General features: G+C 63.6%; 12 protein-coding genes and 1 pseudogene. 9 read left to right on the top strand and 4 right to left on the bottom strand.

Annotated features, from left to right (window positions below; genetic code table 11):
- Window positions 1-38: 38 nt before the first annotated feature.
- Entirely contained in the window at window positions 39-542 is a 504-nt protein-coding gene (locus ACFI9K_RS04115) for an Lrp/AsnC family transcriptional regulator (RefSeq protein WP_462662361.1), read from the bottom strand.
- Window positions 543-676: 134 nt separating this feature from the next.
- On the opposite strand from ACFI9K_RS04115, the gene ACFI9K_RS04110 reads away from it, so the two are divergent.
- Complete coding sequence (locus tag ACFI9K_RS04110) at window positions 677-4,177, top strand: indolepyruvate ferredoxin oxidoreductase family protein (protein WP_462662360.1); 3,501 nt, start codon at window positions 677-679, stop codon at window positions 4,175-4,177.
- Between the two features lie 138 nt (window positions 4,178-4,315).
- Window positions 4,316-4,619, top strand: a pseudogene (locus ACFI9K_RS04105) (transposase); the annotation flags it as partial.
- 199 nt (window positions 4,620-4,818) lie between these two features.
- Here the strand turns inward: ACFI9K_RS04105 and ACFI9K_RS04100 are convergent.
- Complete coding sequence (locus tag ACFI9K_RS04100; RefSeq protein ID WP_283316754.1) at window positions 4,819-5,304, bottom strand: flavin reductase family protein; 486 nt, start codon at window positions 5,302-5,304, stop codon at window positions 4,819-4,821.
- A gap of 525 nt (window positions 5,305-5,829) precedes the next feature.
- On the opposite strand from ACFI9K_RS04100, the gene ACFI9K_RS04095 reads away from it, so the two are divergent.
- Both ACFI9K_RS04095 and ACFI9K_RS04090 read left to right on the top strand, forming a co-directional pair.
- Window positions 5,830-7,059 (top strand): cytochrome P450, encoded by a 1,230-nt coding sequence (locus ACFI9K_RS04095; RefSeq protein ID WP_462662359.1) that lies wholly within the window; start codon window positions 5,830-5,832, stop codon window positions 7,057-7,059.
- A gap of 77 nt (window positions 7,060-7,136) precedes the next feature.
- Window positions 7,137-8,321 carry an iron-containing alcohol dehydrogenase gene (locus ACFI9K_RS04090; RefSeq protein WP_462662358.1) on the top strand — a complete coding sequence of 395 codons (1,185 nt, stop codon included), beginning with the start codon at window positions 7,137-7,139 and terminating at the stop codon, window positions 8,319-8,321.
- Between the two features lie 73 nt (window positions 8,322-8,394).
- On the opposite strand, the gene ACFI9K_RS04085 is transcribed toward ACFI9K_RS04090, so the two are convergent.
- Entirely contained in the window at window positions 8,395-9,123 is a 729-nt protein-coding gene (locus ACFI9K_RS04085) for an SDR family oxidoreductase (RefSeq protein ID WP_462662357.1), read from the bottom strand.
- A gap of 200 nt (window positions 9,124-9,323) precedes the next feature.
- On the opposite strand from ACFI9K_RS04085, the gene ACFI9K_RS04080 reads away from it, so the two are divergent.
- From ACFI9K_RS04080 to ACFI9K_RS04060, 5 genes are all read left to right on the top strand, one after another.
- On the top strand, window positions 9,324-10,109 hold the full coding sequence (locus ACFI9K_RS04080; protein WP_462662356.1) for an enoyl-CoA hydratase-related protein: 786 nt from the start codon (window positions 9,324-9,326) through the stop codon (window positions 10,107-10,109).
- Between the two features lie 241 nt (window positions 10,110-10,350).
- Window positions 10,351-11,718, top strand: a complete 1,368-nt coding sequence (locus ACFI9K_RS04075; protein WP_462662355.1) for a homogentisate 1,2-dioxygenase — start codon at window positions 10,351-10,353, stop codon at window positions 11,716-11,718.
- Window positions 11,719-11,721: 3 nt separating this feature from the next.
- Entirely contained in the window at window positions 11,722-12,897 is a 1,176-nt protein-coding gene (locus tag ACFI9K_RS04070; protein WP_462662354.1) for an alpha/beta hydrolase family protein, read from the top strand.
- Between the two features lie 53 nt (window positions 12,898-12,950).
- Window positions 12,951-13,562 carry a cysteine hydrolase family protein gene (locus ACFI9K_RS04065; protein WP_283316767.1) on the top strand — a complete coding sequence of 204 codons (612 nt, stop codon included), beginning with the start codon at window positions 12,951-12,953 and terminating at the stop codon, window positions 13,560-13,562.
- 52 nt (window positions 13,563-13,614) lie between these two features.
- Window positions 13,615-15,225, top strand: coding sequence for a class I adenylate-forming enzyme family protein (locus ACFI9K_RS04060; RefSeq protein WP_283316769.1), 1,611 nt, complete (start codon window positions 13,615-13,617; stop codon window positions 15,223-15,225).
- Between the two features lie 76 nt (window positions 15,226-15,301).
- Here the strand turns inward: ACFI9K_RS04060 and ACFI9K_RS04055 are convergent, their stop codons facing one another.
- Entirely contained in the window at window positions 15,302-16,591 is a 1,290-nt protein-coding gene (locus ACFI9K_RS04055; RefSeq protein WP_283316770.1) for a PucR family transcriptional regulator, read from the bottom strand.
- Between the last annotated feature and the right edge of the window lie 180 nt (window positions 16,592-16,771).

Genomic DNA, 16,771 nt, shown 5'->3' with positions numbered 1-16,771 from the left:
GCACGTTGATCGAAGGGCCGACATGGCTCAGTTTCCGATCAACGTGCGATCGGCGTCGAGCGCCCCCATCCGCGTTCCTGGCCCAGATGTTCGAGCAGCGGTTGGATCCGGTACCGCAGCGGAGTCGTCAGTGTGAGGGTTGTGCTCGAGTGCGACACCCCCTCGATGGACACCACGCGTTGAATGAGGTCCTGCAGGTCGGCGTGCGTGGCCGTCGCGACTCGAACGAGCAAGTCTTCTCGACCCGTCGTGGCATGAATCTCGAGAACCTCGGGCACTGATGCCAGCGCATCCACAACAGAATTCAGTCGCCCCTGTTGCAACTCCAGAGCCATGAACGCCTGGACGTCGATGCCCACTTCCGCCAGATCGAGTTCGGGCCGGAATCCGGCCAAGAAATTCCCGTCGACCATCCGAGTCAACCTGGCCTGCACGGTATTACGCGCGACGCCGAGTGTGGCGGCAAGTTCGGCGATCCCGGTCCGAGCATTGCGGGACAGCGCGCCCAGTAGGTCGATGTCCAAGCGGTCGATGTTGAGCATTGGGATCAGCTCCATTCGCAATTACAGCCTCCGATTGACTGTATTGCATAGTTGCAGTCGTTTGTATTGATCAGATTAACGCAGATATGGAAGATGAACACATCACTAACCATCGTGGGCGTGCCTGCTGATGCATGGATTGGATTCTTGTGACTATCGAAATGAACGACGTGCGAAAGCCGGCCGCCTCAGTTGACCTTGCTGATCGCTACCGGTCGAAGTCCGGGCCTGTGCTGATGACAGGAGTCCAGGCAATCGCGCGCCAATTGGTCGAGCAGCACGAACGCGATCAGCGGGCCGGCCGACGCGTCGCCACCTTCGTCTCGGGGTATCAGGGCAGTCCGCTCGCCGGACTGGATCGGCTTCTGGCCGGAATCCCCGAGTTGAAGAGCGATCACGACGTTCATCTGGTCCCGGGGATGAACGAGGAACTGGCAGCCACCTCGGTCTGGGGCAGTCAGATGGATCTGCCGTCGGGCACCCGCACTCATGACGGAGTCGTGGGCGTCTGGTACGGCAAGGGCCCCGGCCTGGACCGCGCCAGCGATTCACTTCGTCACGGCACGATGTACGGGGCCAATCCCACCGGCGGGGTGCTGGTTCTCGTGGGCGACGATCCCGCCGCGAAGTCGTCCAGCGTTCCGGCAGCGAGCGAGAAATCCCTTGCGGCGCTGGGTATGCCGATCTTCTTTCCCCGTAATGCCGAAGAGGTGATCGCCTTCGGGCTGCTGGGCGTCGAGCTGTCTCGACTGTCCGGGTGCTGGTCGTCGATGAAGCTGGTCGCCGATGTCGCGGACGGCATCTGGACGTTGGACCGGGACTTCTCCGATTTCACCATCGAACGCCCCGAGATCGAGTGGAACGGTCGACCGTGGACCTACCGCCAGCGAATGCTGCTATCTCCCCCAGAAAGTGTGCTCGCCGAGGCCGACATGTACGGCCCTCGGTGGGAGATGGTTCGACGGTTCACCGAGGCCAATCCTGTCGACTCCATCGACGTCGACCCGCCGACGGCGACGATGGGAATCGTCGCTGTCGGAACGGCGTACGACAGCGTCCGGCAGGCGCTCGATGAACTGGGTCTCGATGCGGCACGTCTGGAAGAGACCGGCATCCGCGTCATGCGCATCGGTATGCCGTTCCCGTTGGGCGAGAGCAAGATCAAACAGTTCGCCGCAGGCCTCGAGACGGTGCTTGTGGTCGAGGACAAGACGTCCTTCGTCGAAACTCAGCTCAAGGAGATCCTGTACGGGACTCTCGATGCACCTCGCGTCGTCGGAAAGGTGCACCACGATCGAACGCCGCTGGTGCCCTCGGACGGCGAACTCACCGCGGCACGCTTGTCACGACCTCTGCGCCGGGTTCTCGGCGGGCACGTCGAACTGCCCAAGCCTCCGCCCCCGGTGCTGGAGTTGACCGTGTTGCCGGCCAAACGAGCACCGTACTTCTGCTCGGGTTGCCCCCACAACCGATCCACTGCCGTCCCGGAAGGATCGCTCGCCGGCGGCGGAATCGGTTGTCACACACTGGTCACCATGTCCTCGCGTGCCGATTCGCAGGTCACCGGCCTCACACAGATGGGCGGAGAGGGAGCTCAGTGGATCGGGCAGACCCAATTCACCGATGTCGGTCACATCTTTCAGAACGTCGGCGACGGAACGTACTTCCACTCCGGCCAACTCGCGGTACAGGCGTGCATCGCCGCCGGAGTCAACATCACGTACAAGATCCTGTTCAACTCTGCCGTCGCCATGACCGGCGCGCAGGACGCGGAAGCGGGCCTGACCGTCCCGGAACTGACCCACAAGCTCGCCTCCGAAGGCGTCCGCAAGATCATCATCTGCGCCGACGAACCCGAACGGCACCGCAAGGCATCCCTCGCATCCGGTTCGACACTGTGGCCGCGAGAACGGCTCGACGAAGCGCAGCTGATCCTCCGTGACACACCAGGGGTCACTGTTCTGATCTACGACCAGCAGTGCGCAGCAGAGGCTCGCCGTAAACGCAAGCGCGGCAACCTCCCTCCCCGCCGCACCCGCGTGATCATCAACGAAGCAGTCTGCGAGGGCTGCGGTGACTGCGGGGTCAAGAGCAACTGCCTGTCGGTGCAGCCGATCGACACCGAGTTCGGACGCAAGACCACCATCGACCAGTCCTCCTGCAACACCGACTACTCCTGCCTCGAAGGTGACTGCCCCTCGTTCGTGACCGTCGAGGTGCCGGACGACGCCAAGGTGGTTCGCCCGGAGGCTCCGAAGCCACCGTTGGTATCCGATCCCGAGCACGCCCCGCTGACGGGAACCCACAACATCTTCCTGGCTGGAATCGGCGGAACCGGAATCGTCACCGTCAACCAGGTTCTCGGTATGGCCGCGCTGCGCTCGAATCTGCACGTGGAGGGCCTCGATCAGACCGGCTTGAGTCAGAAAGCCGGCCCGGTCACCTCACACCTGCGACTCTCGACCGAACCGAGCGCATCGTCCAACCGCATCAGCCCATCCTCGGCCGACTGCATCCTCGCGTTCGACCTCTTGACGGCCGCCGACGTCAAGAACGCCGACTACGGCAACACCGACCGAACCATCACTGTCGCCTCCACCAGCAAGACCCCCACAGGCGACATGGTGTACGACCCGTCGGTGCAATACCCGGCCGACGACGACCTCGTGAACAGACTCACCGCACGAAGCTCCCGCATGTTCACCTTCGATGCGCTCGCCGCGGCAGAAACCTTGTTCGGCAACACCGCCGCCGCCAATTTCCTCCTCGTCGGCGCCGCCTATCAAGCCGGTGGCCTGCCGATCCCGGCCACGGCCATCGAAGAGGCGATCACCATCAACGGCGTCGCGGTGGCCACAAATATTGCCGCATTCCGTTGGGGCAGAACCCACGTCGCCGAACCGACCGTTTTCGCCGCCGCGGTTGCGCCACGTGGCGCGGCGACCCGCAGCGACATTGCGGTGCCGGCGCACCTGCTCAGCCGACTTACCGTACAGGGGAACGTACTCGAGCTGGTAGAGCGTCGCGCAGCACAGCTGATGTCCTACCAGGGCCCGGCGATCACGCGCCGTTACCTGTCCACGGTCCAGCGAGTATGGGACGCCGACCAGGCGCTCGGCACCGGAACCCAGCTGACCGAGGCCGTTGCGCAAGGCCTGCACAAGTTGATGGCCTACAAGGACGAATACGAGGTCGCTCGGATGCTCACCGATCAGGCTTTCGTCGAATCGGTCGCCGCCGAGGTCCCCGGTGGTCAGAAGCTGACCTACAAGCTCCACCCGCCCATGCTCAAGGCTCTCGGTCGGAAGAAGAAGATCGGTTTGGGCCCACGCAGTCACCTCGCACTCAAAGTCCTGGCTCACGGCAAGGTTCTCCGAGGTACTCCGTTCGATCCATTCGGTTATGCCAAGGTCCGACGAATCGAACGCACCCTGCTGTCTCACTACGAAGCAACGATCACCGGCCTGGCTTCCAATCTCACCACCGAGAACTACGCCCTGGCAGTGCAATTCGCTCAAGCGCCCGAGCTCGTTCGGGGGTACGAGGACGTGAAACTCCGCAACGTCGCCACTTACGTGCGCACGGTCCGAGAGCTGGGCATCGATGGTCCTGCAATCGAGGGACTGCCTGAATAACGGTAGATCCGGTCCTTGGTTCGACACGCCGAGCCGAGCTCGGCGGGAAGTACCGATGATGACCGAAACACTGGATCCCATGGCGGTTGAGGTGGACCAGAAGCAGTCGACCGAGCACCTCCTGGCTCAGGCAAAAGAGCGACGACGTGGGGTCAGCCTTATCCGGCGATCATCACGACGACGAACAACGCGCGGAGCGAGAACGCGGCCCTTCCTGGACTACGACGTGGAGATCAGCCGGGTGGTCTGCGAGGGCGTGTGCGATCGAGTCGGTCAACGCCCGCCACAGGCGTGCTGTGCACGCCTGTGGGCACTTCCCGACAGAGCGGGCGGCTCTCGAGTGTCTGTATCTCGCCACGCGGGCACTGGACCCCACCGGGAAAGGTAAGGCGCGATGGGCGATGAGAAGCCGGCGCTGAATGCGTTCGCGATCACCTTCTAAGGACGGATCACCCCGAACGGTAATCAGCCGACACCGAGGTCGGATCCACCATTGATCGGACGCACCCGAAATCCGACTGAAAATCGTCGTGCCAGGACGCCGCGGGGGAGATGGATCGAAGTGCTGTCCGGCGGGTGGAGTGTCAGCTCGAGAACCTAGCTCGATGACAGTGGAGTTGCGGTCGCGAGCGGCAGAGCTCTTACACGTCCTCGAACATCGAGTGAGTTCCGAACCGACGCCCGTGATAGGTCAGCGGTTCGCCGCCCTGGTGATGTGCGTGAACGACGTTTCCCAGCGCAACGACATGATCGCCGCCATCGATGAGTTCGCGTACGGTGCAGGCGATCCAGGAGGCGGTTCCGCCCAGTCTCGGCACGTCGTGGTCGAGCGTCCACGGCGTTCCGTCGAATTTCGCTGCTCCTCCCTTGCCCGCAAATTTCATCGCCGTGGTGTGCTGATCGCGACCCAGGACATTGAGGCCGAAAAGTGCTGATGCAGTGACGAGTTCAAGGGTTTCCGAGCCGCGATCCAGGGCGACGAGGATGATCGCCGGTGACATCGATACCGAGGCGAAAGCGCTGACGGTGGCTCCGGCTGGGCGACCAGCGATGTGCGAGGTTACGACCGCGACCGGAGTGGCGACGTGGGCCATTACCTGCTTGAAATCATCCTGTAGCGAGTTCATTTGGCGTCCTGACCGTGGGGGAGTGTGACGCACGCGGGCTGACGTGCGCTCGAGACCGGATCGATCTGACGGGGCTGCGTCCTGCCACCGATTGTGTCCTGAGACACAAGTAGATCGTGAAAGCTGGGATGGTCGCACTGTCGCGCGAGACAGAATCGATCCCGGCCTCAGGGCTGTAGGCCAATCGCCTATGCAGACGGGGGTCGAGGCTGCGGTGCCACGTTGCTCCACTTTCGGCCGGCCACCCGTGGATGCGTCTCCGGTTCCCTGCGTTACAACAGCTTTCGCGACAACGACGAGTACTCGACCGCGTCTGGGCCGGCGAGCGCCTTCCCCTCGACCGACAACACCGTCGTGCTGCGCACCTGGCTTCGGAGCCAGTCGAAACCTCCATGTGTGTGCTCGAAGCCATGAGTGGCAGCCGTCACACCGCGCTATAAATGAGCCCAGACAAATGGTGTGCCATGTCATAGACCGGCCGCATTCTCCTACGTTCCCGTTCGCCCGACCACCGAGGAAACGACTATGACGATCAACGAGATTGCTACTACTTCGACGCCTGATCCGCTCGAGGAGTTCAACACCTGGACCAGCTCGGTAGAGGCTGCAGACAACATGATCGCGGAGTCGGCATCGCGGTGTCCTGTCGGTCACAGCGACCAGGTGGACGGCTTCCATGTTCTGCTCAAATACGACGACGTGAAGAAGGCGTCGAAGGACTACCACACGTACTCGATCGCACCCGGTTGCTTTCGTCCGGCCGCGCCTCCCGGGGCGCTGACGCCGTTGGATGTCGATCCTCCCGCACACGTTCCGTGGCGCAAGATCTATTCGGAGCTGACCAATGCGATGACGCCGGCACGCTTGGAAGAGTCGATCATCGGCGAAGTCAACGATGTGATCGATGGTTTCGAGCGCAGTGGTGAAGTCGATCTCGTCAGTGAGTTCGCTACCGAGATTCCATTGCGGGCGATTTGCATTGCGATGGGCGTCGACAAGAAGTACAGCGGAGAATTTCGCACTCGTTCGGAGGCTCTGTTCAAGGGTGTCGGCGACCCGGTGGAGCTCCTGCGTTTGCAATCGAACTTTCTCGACCTGATGCTCGAGATCATCGAGGAACGGCGCGGGCTCGGAGGCGATGAATACATCGACAAAGTCGCGGATTTCACGATCGACGGCCAGCCGCTGAATCGGCAGCAGTTGTCGATCGCGTTGGTGACTCCGATTCCTCCTGGATTCGAGACCACGATTTCCGGTCTGTCTTCGCTGCTGTATCAGGTGTTGTCTCGACCGGATGTGCGTCAGCGTCTGACCGACGATCCTGAACTGATCCCGCTTGCGGTGGAGGAGTCCCTTCGTTTGCGGCCTCCGGTATTCGGTTTCTACCGGCGGGCGACCAAAGATCTCGAGCTCCATGGTGTTCCGATTCAGAAGGATGAGGACGTCTACCTGTGTTACACCGCGGCGAACCGTGATCCGGAGGTGTTTCCCAATCCGTTGGACTTCGATATCGATCGTGATCACAGCGGGCGGCAGCGCCATCTGGCGTTCGGTCACGGTCCGCATCTGTGTCCCGGGGCGCCGCTCGCGAGAATGGAAATGCGCGTAGCACTCGAGGTTCTGCTGCGCCGCCTACCCGATATCGAGCTGGTCGATCCGACCCGGCCGGCGAAGTACCATTTCACCGGTTCCGAGTCTTTGCAGATGGTCGATCTGCCGGCGCGGTTCTCCCCGGGCAGCACACGGACAGACTGAGCCGGCACGTCCCGGAGAGAAGGATCCATGAAAGCTCGGGAACTCCGCTGAGCATCATTCGAGTCGAGAGCTGAGACATGGCACGCACTTTCAGCCCTACCCGCGTCGACACGGTCACCTACGGCGACGATGCATTCGGTGGCATCGCCGACATCCTGCGCGCACACGGGGGTCGGCGACCTCTGGCCATCATGTCGGGCTCGCTGGCCGGAACGGATGTCGAAGAGTCGTTGCGTGAGCAGTTCGGCGGGGCGCTCGTGGGGGTGTATTCCGATACCCCGCAGCACGTTCCGCGGATGGCGGTGTTGCGGGCGGCAGCTCTGGCGCGTGATGTCGGTGCCGACAGCGTGGTCAGCGTCGGCGGCGGTACCCCCATCGACTGCGCCAAGGCCGTCGCCATGTGTCTGGCCGCGGAGATCACCGAGCCGGCGGACTTCGACCGATATCGGGTTCGCTTCACCTATCCCGACGTGCACGAGATCCCGGACATACCTGGACGGCTCATCCCACATCTCGCGGTCCCGACCACCTTGTCTGCTGGAGAACACACCGGCGTGGCCGGTGTGACCGACGAGGTCACCCATGAGAAGTGTGTGTATTCGGCACCAGGTCTGACACCCGTGGCTGTGGTCCTCGACCCTGATGTGGCCGCCCGCACACCAGCATGGTTGTGGGCGGCCTCGGGGATCCGGGCCATCGATCATGCCATCGAGGGCATCCTGTCGACCAGGAGCATGCCGATCGGCGACGCTCTGGGTGCCGAGGCGCTACGGCTGCTTTCGGCCAATCTCGTTCACAGCAAGGACAATCCCCTCGACCGACGGGCGCGAACCGACTGTCTGCTCGGGAGCTGGATGTCCATCTTCGCGGCGGCCGAAGTCGGGACCGGCCTTTCCCATGGGATCGGACACCAGCTGGCTGCCGAGTTCGACATGACCCATGGGGTGACATCGGCCGTCGTGCTGCCGCACGTCATGGCCTTCACCGAGGAACTGACCCGACCCCAGTTGCGGCGCATCGCCGAGGCCATGGGGTGCGACACGCGCGATCAGGGCGACGCCGACGCCGCACGCCGGGCAATCGCTGCCGTTCGCTCCCTGGTCACCCGTCTCGGCGTGACCGACACCATTTCGGCGGCCGGAGGTCGTCGCGACGCGCTGCCGACCGTGGCCGAGCGCATCATGGGCGATCCTGCGGTAGCGGTGAGCAGGCGCCCCGTCTCGCGGGACGACATCCTCTCGATCCTCGAGGCCGCGTGGTAGCCATTGGCGATGAGCCGGGCGGCCAGTCGTCCTCACCCGGTCACGCCCGGGTGAGGACGACTGGCTTACTTCCTCAGACGATGCGCGCGCCGCCGTCGAGATCGATGGTCGTTGCGTTCAGGTACGGATTGCGAACGATGTGCAGCGCCAAGTCGGCGAACTCCTCTGGCCGACCCATCCTCTTCGGGTGGAGGGGGATCTCGTTCATCGTTTTACGCGTCGTCTCGGAGAACCCGGCAGCCATCGCGGTGTCGAAGGGCCCCGGTGCCACCGAGGTGACACGGATGCCGTACCCGGCGAGGTCCTTGGCCATCGGCAGCATCATGCCGATCACCGCAGCCTTGCTGCCGGAGTACGCAGCCTGTCCACGCTGGCCCTGCCAGGCAGCGCCCGACGAGACGTTGATGATGACTCCGCGCTCGCCGTTCTCGTCCGGCTCGTTGTGTTGCATGACATCAGCGGTCCGTCGACACACGTCGAAGAGACCGATGACGTTGACGTCGAATGTCTTTCGAAACTGGTCGAGATCGTGCATTCCGCGTCGTCCCAGCGTCAGAACGCCGGGTGCCACGCCGGCGGCGTTGACGGTCACGTGCAGTGCACCGAAACGCTCCTTCGCCCTTTCTACAGCCTCCTGCACCGAATCAGGCTGGCTCACATCCAATTCGGCGACCAGGATCCGATCGCCGAACTCGGCTGCGAGCACACCCGGGCCGTCGCGATCGGCGAGGACCACGGACGCACCCGCCTCGAGAAGGGCTCGCGCGGTGGCCAGACCCAGGCCGGATGCCGCTCCTGTCACGAAAGCTACTGTGCTGCCTGTAATTTGCATCTTGTCTCCCTATTGTCCTGAGCGGACTGTACACGTCATGCTGTTAGATGTGACCAAATGTATTCTCCCTCAGTCTTTTCTGTCTACCGAACAGCATGAGCAGTTCGAACAGATTCTCGGACAACTGGTTCGGAAGCTCGTGATCGCACGTCAACTGATAGGTCGTGAATATGTCGGATGAAGTACACCGTCCCGTCGTTCGAACCAGCACACGCGGCCGCGTGCTCGTGGTGACGATCGACCGCCCCGAGGCACGCAACGCCATCAACCATGCTGTCGCGGTCGGCCTCGAGCGAGCGATCGATCAGCTCGAGGCCGACGACGACTTGTGGGTCGGCGTGCTGGCGGCGACGCCACCCATCTTCTGCGCGGGTGCCGATCTCAAGGAGGTCGCCGCCCATGGCATGGCACCACTGGTCACCGAGCGCGGTGGATTCGGCGGATTCGTCCGTCGACAACGAAACAAGTCGGTGATCGCTGCGCTCGACGGCAATGCACTCGGCGGCGGATTGGAACTGGCTCTCGCAGCGGATCTCATCGTCGCCCGATCCGGTGTGTCGGTGTTGCTGCCCGAGGTGACGCGGTCGTTGCTCGCCGTCGGCGGAGCACTGGCCGAACTCCCGCGGCTCGTCGGCGAGAAGGTGGCACTGGAAATCGCGTTGACGGGAACACCCATTTCCGTAGAGCGCCTGTTCGACCTCGGGTTGGTCAATCGCATCGCGACAACGGGGAGCGCGGTCGATGGTGCCGTCGAACTGGCCGAAATCATCTGCGCGAACGCGCCGCTGGCCGTCCGCGCCAGCCGACGGGCCATCGTTGCCGGCCGCGAACTCGATGAAGGGCAACGCTGGGCGTACGCGGAGGCACAACTCGGGCCGCTCGAAGTCACCGCCGACTACGCAGAGGGTCTGCGAGCCTTCGCGGAGAAGCGGCCGCCGGAGTGGACCGCACGGTGACTGTCGACGATCGACCCGTTGCCGCTCTCTTCTGACCTTCATCCGGAATGCCTGTCCACCAGCACGTCTGGTTCAGGAGCCAGTCACCGCGAGACGGTGTGTGCTCACAGCCACTAGTGACGGAGGTAACAGTGGCGATAAATTTTGGTGGAGCTGCTCACTCGCACAGGCGCACATCCGATGGGCCTGACACTCACAGTCCTGTGGTGCCGGTGAGCGGCCTATCCCCGAGGAGATTTTGATGACCGACATCGCCGAGCGGACCGACACCGCATCGCACTTCGACACCACGGCCCCCACCACACTGACCTACCAGACCGGTCTCGGCAACGAGCTCGAGACCGAGGCACTGCCGGGCGCGCTGCCACTGGGACAGAACAGTCCGCAGAAGGTTGCTCACGGACTGGTGAGCGAGCTGATCTCCGGCACCACCTTCACCGCTCCGCGTGCGTCGAACCGGCGTTCCTACAGCTTCCGCATCCGCCCCTCGGCCTCACACGGGACCTTCGAGCGCATGGACAACGGCAATCTGCTCACGCCGCCGTTCGACCTGCCGCCCTCACCCAACAGCACCGCCTGGGGCCCCGTCAGCTCCATGACCCCGAACGGCGATTTCGTCGACAGCCTCGCCACGCTCTGCGGCAACGGATCGCCGGAGTCGCAGTCGGGCATGGCTGTTCACGTCTATTCGGCCAACCAGTCGATGCGCGACAGGGTGTTCTCCAACGCCGACGGGGAAATGATGATCGTCCCCCAGACCGGGCGTATCCGGGTGTTCACCGAGATGGGCAAGCTCGATGTGGGCATGGGCGAGATCGCGGTGGTGCCCAGGGGGATCAAGTTCCGGGTCGAACTGCACGAGGACAGAGCGCAGGGGTTCGTCTTCGAGAACTTCGGGCTGTCGTTGCGTCTGCCCGAGCTCGGACTGCTGGGCACGAATGCGCTGGCCAACGTCAGCGACTTCGAGATCCCGGTGGCGGCCTTCGAGGACGAGGAGCGTCCGGTGCAGATGGTCCACAAGTACGCCGGCAACCTGTGGTCGGCGGCGCTTGACCACTCGCCGCTCGATGTCGTCGCCTGGAGAGGCAACCTCTACCCCTACAAGTACGACCTGGATCGCTTCGTCTCGATGGGGCCGACTGCCGTGGACCACCCGGATCCGTCCATCTTCGCGCTGTTGAGCTCTCCTTCCGATCCGATCCTCGGACCCAACTTCGACGTGATGGCGTTGACCCCCCGTTGGTTGGTTGCCGAGGGGACCTTCCGGCCGCCGGGATACCACCGCAACTGCGTCGTCGAGTTCAGCGTCTTCATCGACGGCGATTTCGCGGGTAAGGAACTCGGAGCCGGCAGTAGCATCTTGAACAACAACTGGACGCCTCACGGCCCGGGAACCCAGCTCTGGGAAATGGGGCGAGAAGCACCGGCATTGCCGATGAAGATCGACACCCAGAAGATCCTGCTGATCGAGTCTCGATTCCCCATGCAGACAACTCAATTCGCGGAGACAGGGCTGGCGAAGGTGGCGCACGCCAAGCAGTGGGACGGGTTCACCAAGCGGTTCGAGCCCGGAGCCCCCGTTGTCGGCCGCTTCGATGACGGGGTCTGACAGGTGCCTGTAGTGGAGAAATACGAGGTCGACATCGACTTCGTGAACGTGTCGCACACCGAGGTGACCGTTCTGCGCGAGGTCTACGGATTCTCGGCACCGGACAGTGTTGTGCTCGACGGCGTACGGATGCGTCCGAAAGGAAAGCCGTCGACGACACTGCTGGTCTTCATGCATCCGACGGGTTCGATCAGACGCATCCCGCTGCCCCGCGTGATGGCTGCGACAGGGATTCACGTCCTGTGCGCAGAGAGTCGCTACGCACGCAACGACACTCCGCTGATCATGGAGAAGGTGATCGTGGACTACGGCGCCTTCGTACGCCACGCCAAGGAGGTCTGGGAGTACGACAAAGTCGTACTCGTCGGGTGGTCGGGTGGTGGCTCGTTGACCGCGCTGTACCAGTCGCAAGCCGAGAACCACACCATCACGACCACGCCGGCAGGAGATCCGGTGGACCTCGCGGGTCTGATCCCTGGCGATGCGTTCATCTTCCAGGCAGCGCATTTGGGACGCGCCGACATGTTGCGCGATTTCATCGACCCGTCTGTCCTCGACGAGTCGAACCCCGAGATCCGTGACACCGAACTCGACCTCTACGACCCTCGCAACCCCAACCAGCCGCCCTACTCGCAGGACTTTCTGGAGCACTTCCGGTCTCAGCAAGTGGCGCGCATCGATCGCCGCACCACCTACGTCAAGGAACTCCTGGAACATCTACGCAACCACGGTGACGGCGAGTCCGAACGCGTGATCCTCACCCATCGCACGCTGGCCGACCCCCGTTTCCTCGACATCACCATCGATCCCAACGATCGCGAGCCCGGGATGTCGTTCATGGGCAAGCCCGAACTCGCCAACATCAGTCCTGCCGGCCTCGCTCGCTGCTCGACCCTGCGAGGGTGGTTGTCCCAGTGGTCGCCCGAGGACACCAATGCCCGTGCCCATGTGGCTGCGCGCAACATCCACGTCCCGCTCCTCGCGATCGAGAACAGCGCCGACAATGCCGTGCCACAGCCACACACCCAGCAACTGTTCGACGCGTGCGCCAGCAGCGACAAGACCGCGCACGTCATCTCGGGTGCCAACCACTACTACATGGGCCAGGACGATCACATGCGCGATGCGGTCGGCGTGATCAGTGAGTGGCTGCAGGAACGCGACCTACTGCAGCTCTGAGAGGCCGCAGCTTCACGAGCTCGACAACCAACCCGACACCAGAAAGTGATCACATGAACCTGAACCCCACCGAGACAGCGGTAGTGGTCCTGCATCTCCAGAACGACATCATCGTCAACCAGCAGGCCCTGGGCGCAATGATGGGCGGCGAGGCAACCCGACGGAACGTCGTCGGCGAGGCGAGCAAATTGCTCCAGGCGGCCGATGCGGCCTCCGTCCTTCCGATCCTGGTCCGCGTCGCCTCCCGTCCCGACCGCTCCAACATGTTGCTCAACCTCCCTCTCACCCAGGGCACCCTGGACATGAACGCGTTGATCGACGGCGAGCCCGGCGCGGAGTTCGTCGACGGCCTGGCCCGCGTCGCCAGCGAGGTGGTGGTGACACACCAGAATCCCAACCCGTTCGTCGGAAGTGACCTGCACGACGTCCTTCAGCGGCGCGGGACGAAGACGCTCGTGATGTGTGGGGTGGCCACGAACATGGCCGTCCTGTCGACAGCGTTTGCCGCAGCATCCCTCGGTTACCGGATGATCGTCGTGCCGGAGGCCTGCTCGGCGCTCAACGAGGAGACGCATCAGTTCGCTCTGCAGACGCTGGGCATGCTCGCGGAGATCGTCGCAATCGACGACGTCGTGACAGCTTTGAGCGAACCCGCTGCCGCATGATCCGCCACGATTCCTCCTTTCCGCTCCCGTCGAGGGGAAGGTGTTCATCGCAATGACGACCCTCGCCCCGGCCGAGACGACCGTCTACCCGTCGCGGGTCACCGCTGCCGACCTGATCCAGAGAGCCCTGGTCAATCATCGCCACAAGACGGCGCTGATTCAGGGTGATCGACGTGTGACGTACGCCGAGTTCGGCGACCGTATCCACCGTGCCGTCAACGCTCTCGACGCGCTCGGGGTCCGTCCCGGTGAGCCGGTCGGGCTGGTCGCCGGCAACATCATCGAATTCCTCGAGGTCGACTTCGCCTGTCTGATGGGGGGATACGTGCGCTGCGCCGAGACGCCGCGGCTACATCCCAACGAGCTCATCGGAATCTTCGCCAGCGCCTCCATACGGGTGGTGATCGTCGAGGAGAGCTACCTCGAACGCTTCGAGACCGTTGCCGCAAAGATCCCCACGCTCGAGAAGATCGTCGTCATCGGGAACAGCACAGACCACACCAGCTGGGACGACCTTCTGCAGGCCGCGTCGGCGACACCGCCGGAGGCCACGCCGACTGCCGGCACCGACGGGTGGCTCATCTACAGCTCGGGGACGACCGGGGAACCGAAGGGATCGACCCTGACCCAGGGCTCGATCGTGGGCTTCACGCGCAACGTCCTGGCCGAGATCTGCAGTCTGGACGAGACCGATGTGCTTCTGCACTCGGCGCCGCTCGGTCACTTCAGTGGTTGTCTGGCGTTCGCATCGCTCTACCGCGGTGGCACACAGGTGTTGTTACCGAACTTCGACGCCGAACAGCTCCTACGCACCGTGGCCGAGCATCACGTCACCCACACGGTCCTGGTGCCGACGATGCTGGCCACACTCACCAACACCGCTCGAACCCTCGGCATCGACGTGTCGTCGCTGGAATACATGATCTACGGCGCGTCCAGCATCGCTCTGAGCCAGCTCACAGCGGCGATCGAGACCTTCGGAAACGTCCTCGTACAGGTGTACGGCCTCACCGAGAACCCGATGCCTGTGACGGTGTTGCCCAGAAGGGCGCACATCTTCGACCCCGATGGTCCTGCGCCGCAACGACTCCGTTCAGCGGGTCGTCCAGTGGCAGCAGTGGAGGTCCGACTGGTGGACGACGATCGACATGACGTCCCCACGGGGTCGCGCGGCGAGATCGCGCTGCGCGCCGACGTGCGGATGCATGGCTACTGGGGTCGCCCCGACCTGACCGCCGCGGTCTTCGACGACGACGGCTGGTTCTACACCGGCGACGTAGGTCAGTTCGACGAGGACGGCTACCTCTACATGGTCGACCGCAAGAAGGACATGATCGTCACCGGTGGGTTCAACGTCTACCCCACCGAGGTCGAGAACGTCATCGACACTGTCCCCGGGGTGTCGGAGGTAGCGGTCGTCGGACTCCCCGACGAGCAGTGGGGCGAGGCGGTGACCGCCGTGGTGGTCGCCGACAGGACGGCCGAGAATCTCACGGCCGCAGACGTCATCGCGGCTGTTCGCGCGCAGCTCGCGGGATACAAATGCCCCAAACGGGTCGAGTTCGTCGACGAACTACCCAAGAGTTCTCGGGGCAAGGTGCTCCGGCGCCGACTACGGGAACAGTTCAGCGAACATCCCGGCCCGAACGGTGCCGAGAGCTGACCCAAGTTCCACGCGAGAGCCTTCAGGGCCGGCTCCTACATAGGAGCCGGCCCTGAAGGCTCTCGCGTCGTCGTTGTCAGTGAGCCGGCGCGGGCGTGCCGAGCAGCGACTGGGCGATCGTGAGTGCCGCCCGGATCTTGGTGGTGGGCGTGTCGTTGTCGTGGGCACACAAGGCGAATGCCTGCTGGACGCGGTAGGTGACCGTGTTGCGTGAGATATGTTCGGCCGCAGACACCTTCGCAAGACTCCGGTCCATGTCCAGGTATAGGCGCAGCGTGGCTCGCAGCTCGGCCATGCGCGGGTCGTCGGCCCCGAGCGGCCCGAGGTGACGAGCGACGAAGCACCGCGCCGCTTCTGGATCTGCCAGCAAGAGTACGTCCAGATCGACGTCGTGGTGAGCCATGGTCGGGGGCGGCTGACGGGAACCGTGGCGGATCAGACGTTCCACGGCACGAGCTTCGAGATGGGTTCGGCGAAACCCGTCGAGCCCCACGCCGATCTGTCCCACCGCGAGGTGGGTGCCATCGAACTGCGGCAAGGTGGTGACTCGCTCGTTGTAGCCCTTCGGGGCGAATGTCCCCCACGCCCACAACGCATTCGATCCCACCGGGACCACCAGCGACGAACGGGGGGTTCCCCAGCTCTCCAGCACCGGACCGATCGTGGCGCGCAGGCCGTGCGCAGTGTGATCTCCGGGGTTCGCGCTCCACGCGATGACCGCCAGGTGCGCTCCGGACAACGGATAGTTGAACACTCGCTCGGCATGGGTGGTGTCGACCGGATCACCCTGGAGGATCTTCTTCACCAGCTCCACTTGGGCGGCGGACTTACTTGCACCCCAGGCGCTCCGCTCCTCGAGAAAGATCGGGGTCGTCTCCACGAGGAACTCGTCGATCAACTTGAAGACGAGCGCCGAGACGCGACGGAGTTCGCCGTTTTCATCCGGCTGTGGCCCTGCGTCGGTCACCGCGTCGAAGAACGCGCTGGCCAAGACCGAATGTCCGAATCGGATGCATCGGGTGAAGTCGCTGACCTCCATCCCACGACGCGCCAAGTCTCGCGTCGCCTCGGCGGCTTCGGGGCTCACCACGGGCATGTCCGGCTCTCCGCAGCCCGAGACGATGGCCAACACACGCATGGTCGTCGACGTCGTCGCGCGACGCAACGCGTCGACGATCGACCCACTGCCGTTGAAGAGCGTGAGTTCGAGACTGGCCGACTCCGCGATGAGCGACTCACCCACCTCCGCGGCCCACATGACCGCGCCCGACCCCCATGCCGCCCGAATCCGCTCGGCATCAGAACCCAACCACACGGGCTCGTTGCCGTCGGAGCGACTACTGGAAAGCTTGTTCGCCCAATGCACTCGATCATCCTCCGCTTCAAATCGATCCCCGTAACGGCTTCTCGCCGTCTTCTGGGCTGTGAGCCAATCCACACGGGGCGGTGTGTGCTCGCGGCCAGTCGTGACCTAGGTAACACCGCGATAGACATAAAGGCAACAGTCCGCCATCACAGAGGACTTCACCCGAGTGGCCCACCGAGG

The sequence above is a fragment of the Rhodococcus sp. PSi06 genome (assembly GCF_054960675.1).
The sequence above is the reverse complement of the archived record's forward strand: the minus strand, read 5'-3'. Positions and strand labels throughout refer to the sequence as shown.

Excerpts from the sequence above, each read along its gene's own strand:
- ACFI9K_RS04115 (WP_462662361.1), bottom strand. The coding sequence starts at position 542 with ATGCTCAACATCGACCGCTTGGACATCGACCTACTGGGCGCGCTGTCC.
- ACFI9K_RS04110 (WP_462662360.1), top strand. The coding sequence starts at position 677 with ATGGATTGGATTCTTGTGACTATCGAAATGAACGACGTGCGAAAGCCG.
- ACFI9K_RS04100 (WP_283316754.1), bottom strand. The coding sequence starts at position 5,304 with ATGAACTCGCTACAGGATGATTTCAAGCAGGTAATGGCCCACGTCGCC.
- ACFI9K_RS04095 (WP_462662359.1), top strand. The coding sequence starts at position 5,830 with ATGACGATCAACGAGATTGCTACTACTTCGACGCCTGATCCGCTCGAG.
- ACFI9K_RS04090 (WP_462662358.1), top strand. The coding sequence starts at position 7,137 with ATGGCACGCACTTTCAGCCCTACCCGCGTCGACACGGTCACCTACGGC.
- ACFI9K_RS04080 (WP_462662356.1), top strand. The coding sequence starts at position 9,324 with ATGTCGGATGAAGTACACCGTCCCGTCGTTCGAACCAGCACACGCGGC.
- ACFI9K_RS04075 (WP_462662355.1), top strand. The coding sequence starts at position 10,351 with ATGACCGACATCGCCGAGCGGACCGACACCGCATCGCACTTCGACACC.
- ACFI9K_RS04065 (WP_283316767.1), top strand. The coding sequence starts at position 12,951 with ATGAACCTGAACCCCACCGAGACAGCGGTAGTGGTCCTGCATCTCCAG.
- ACFI9K_RS04060 (WP_283316769.1), top strand. The coding sequence starts at position 13,615 with ATGACGACCCTCGCCCCGGCCGAGACGACCGTCTACCCGTCGCGGGTC.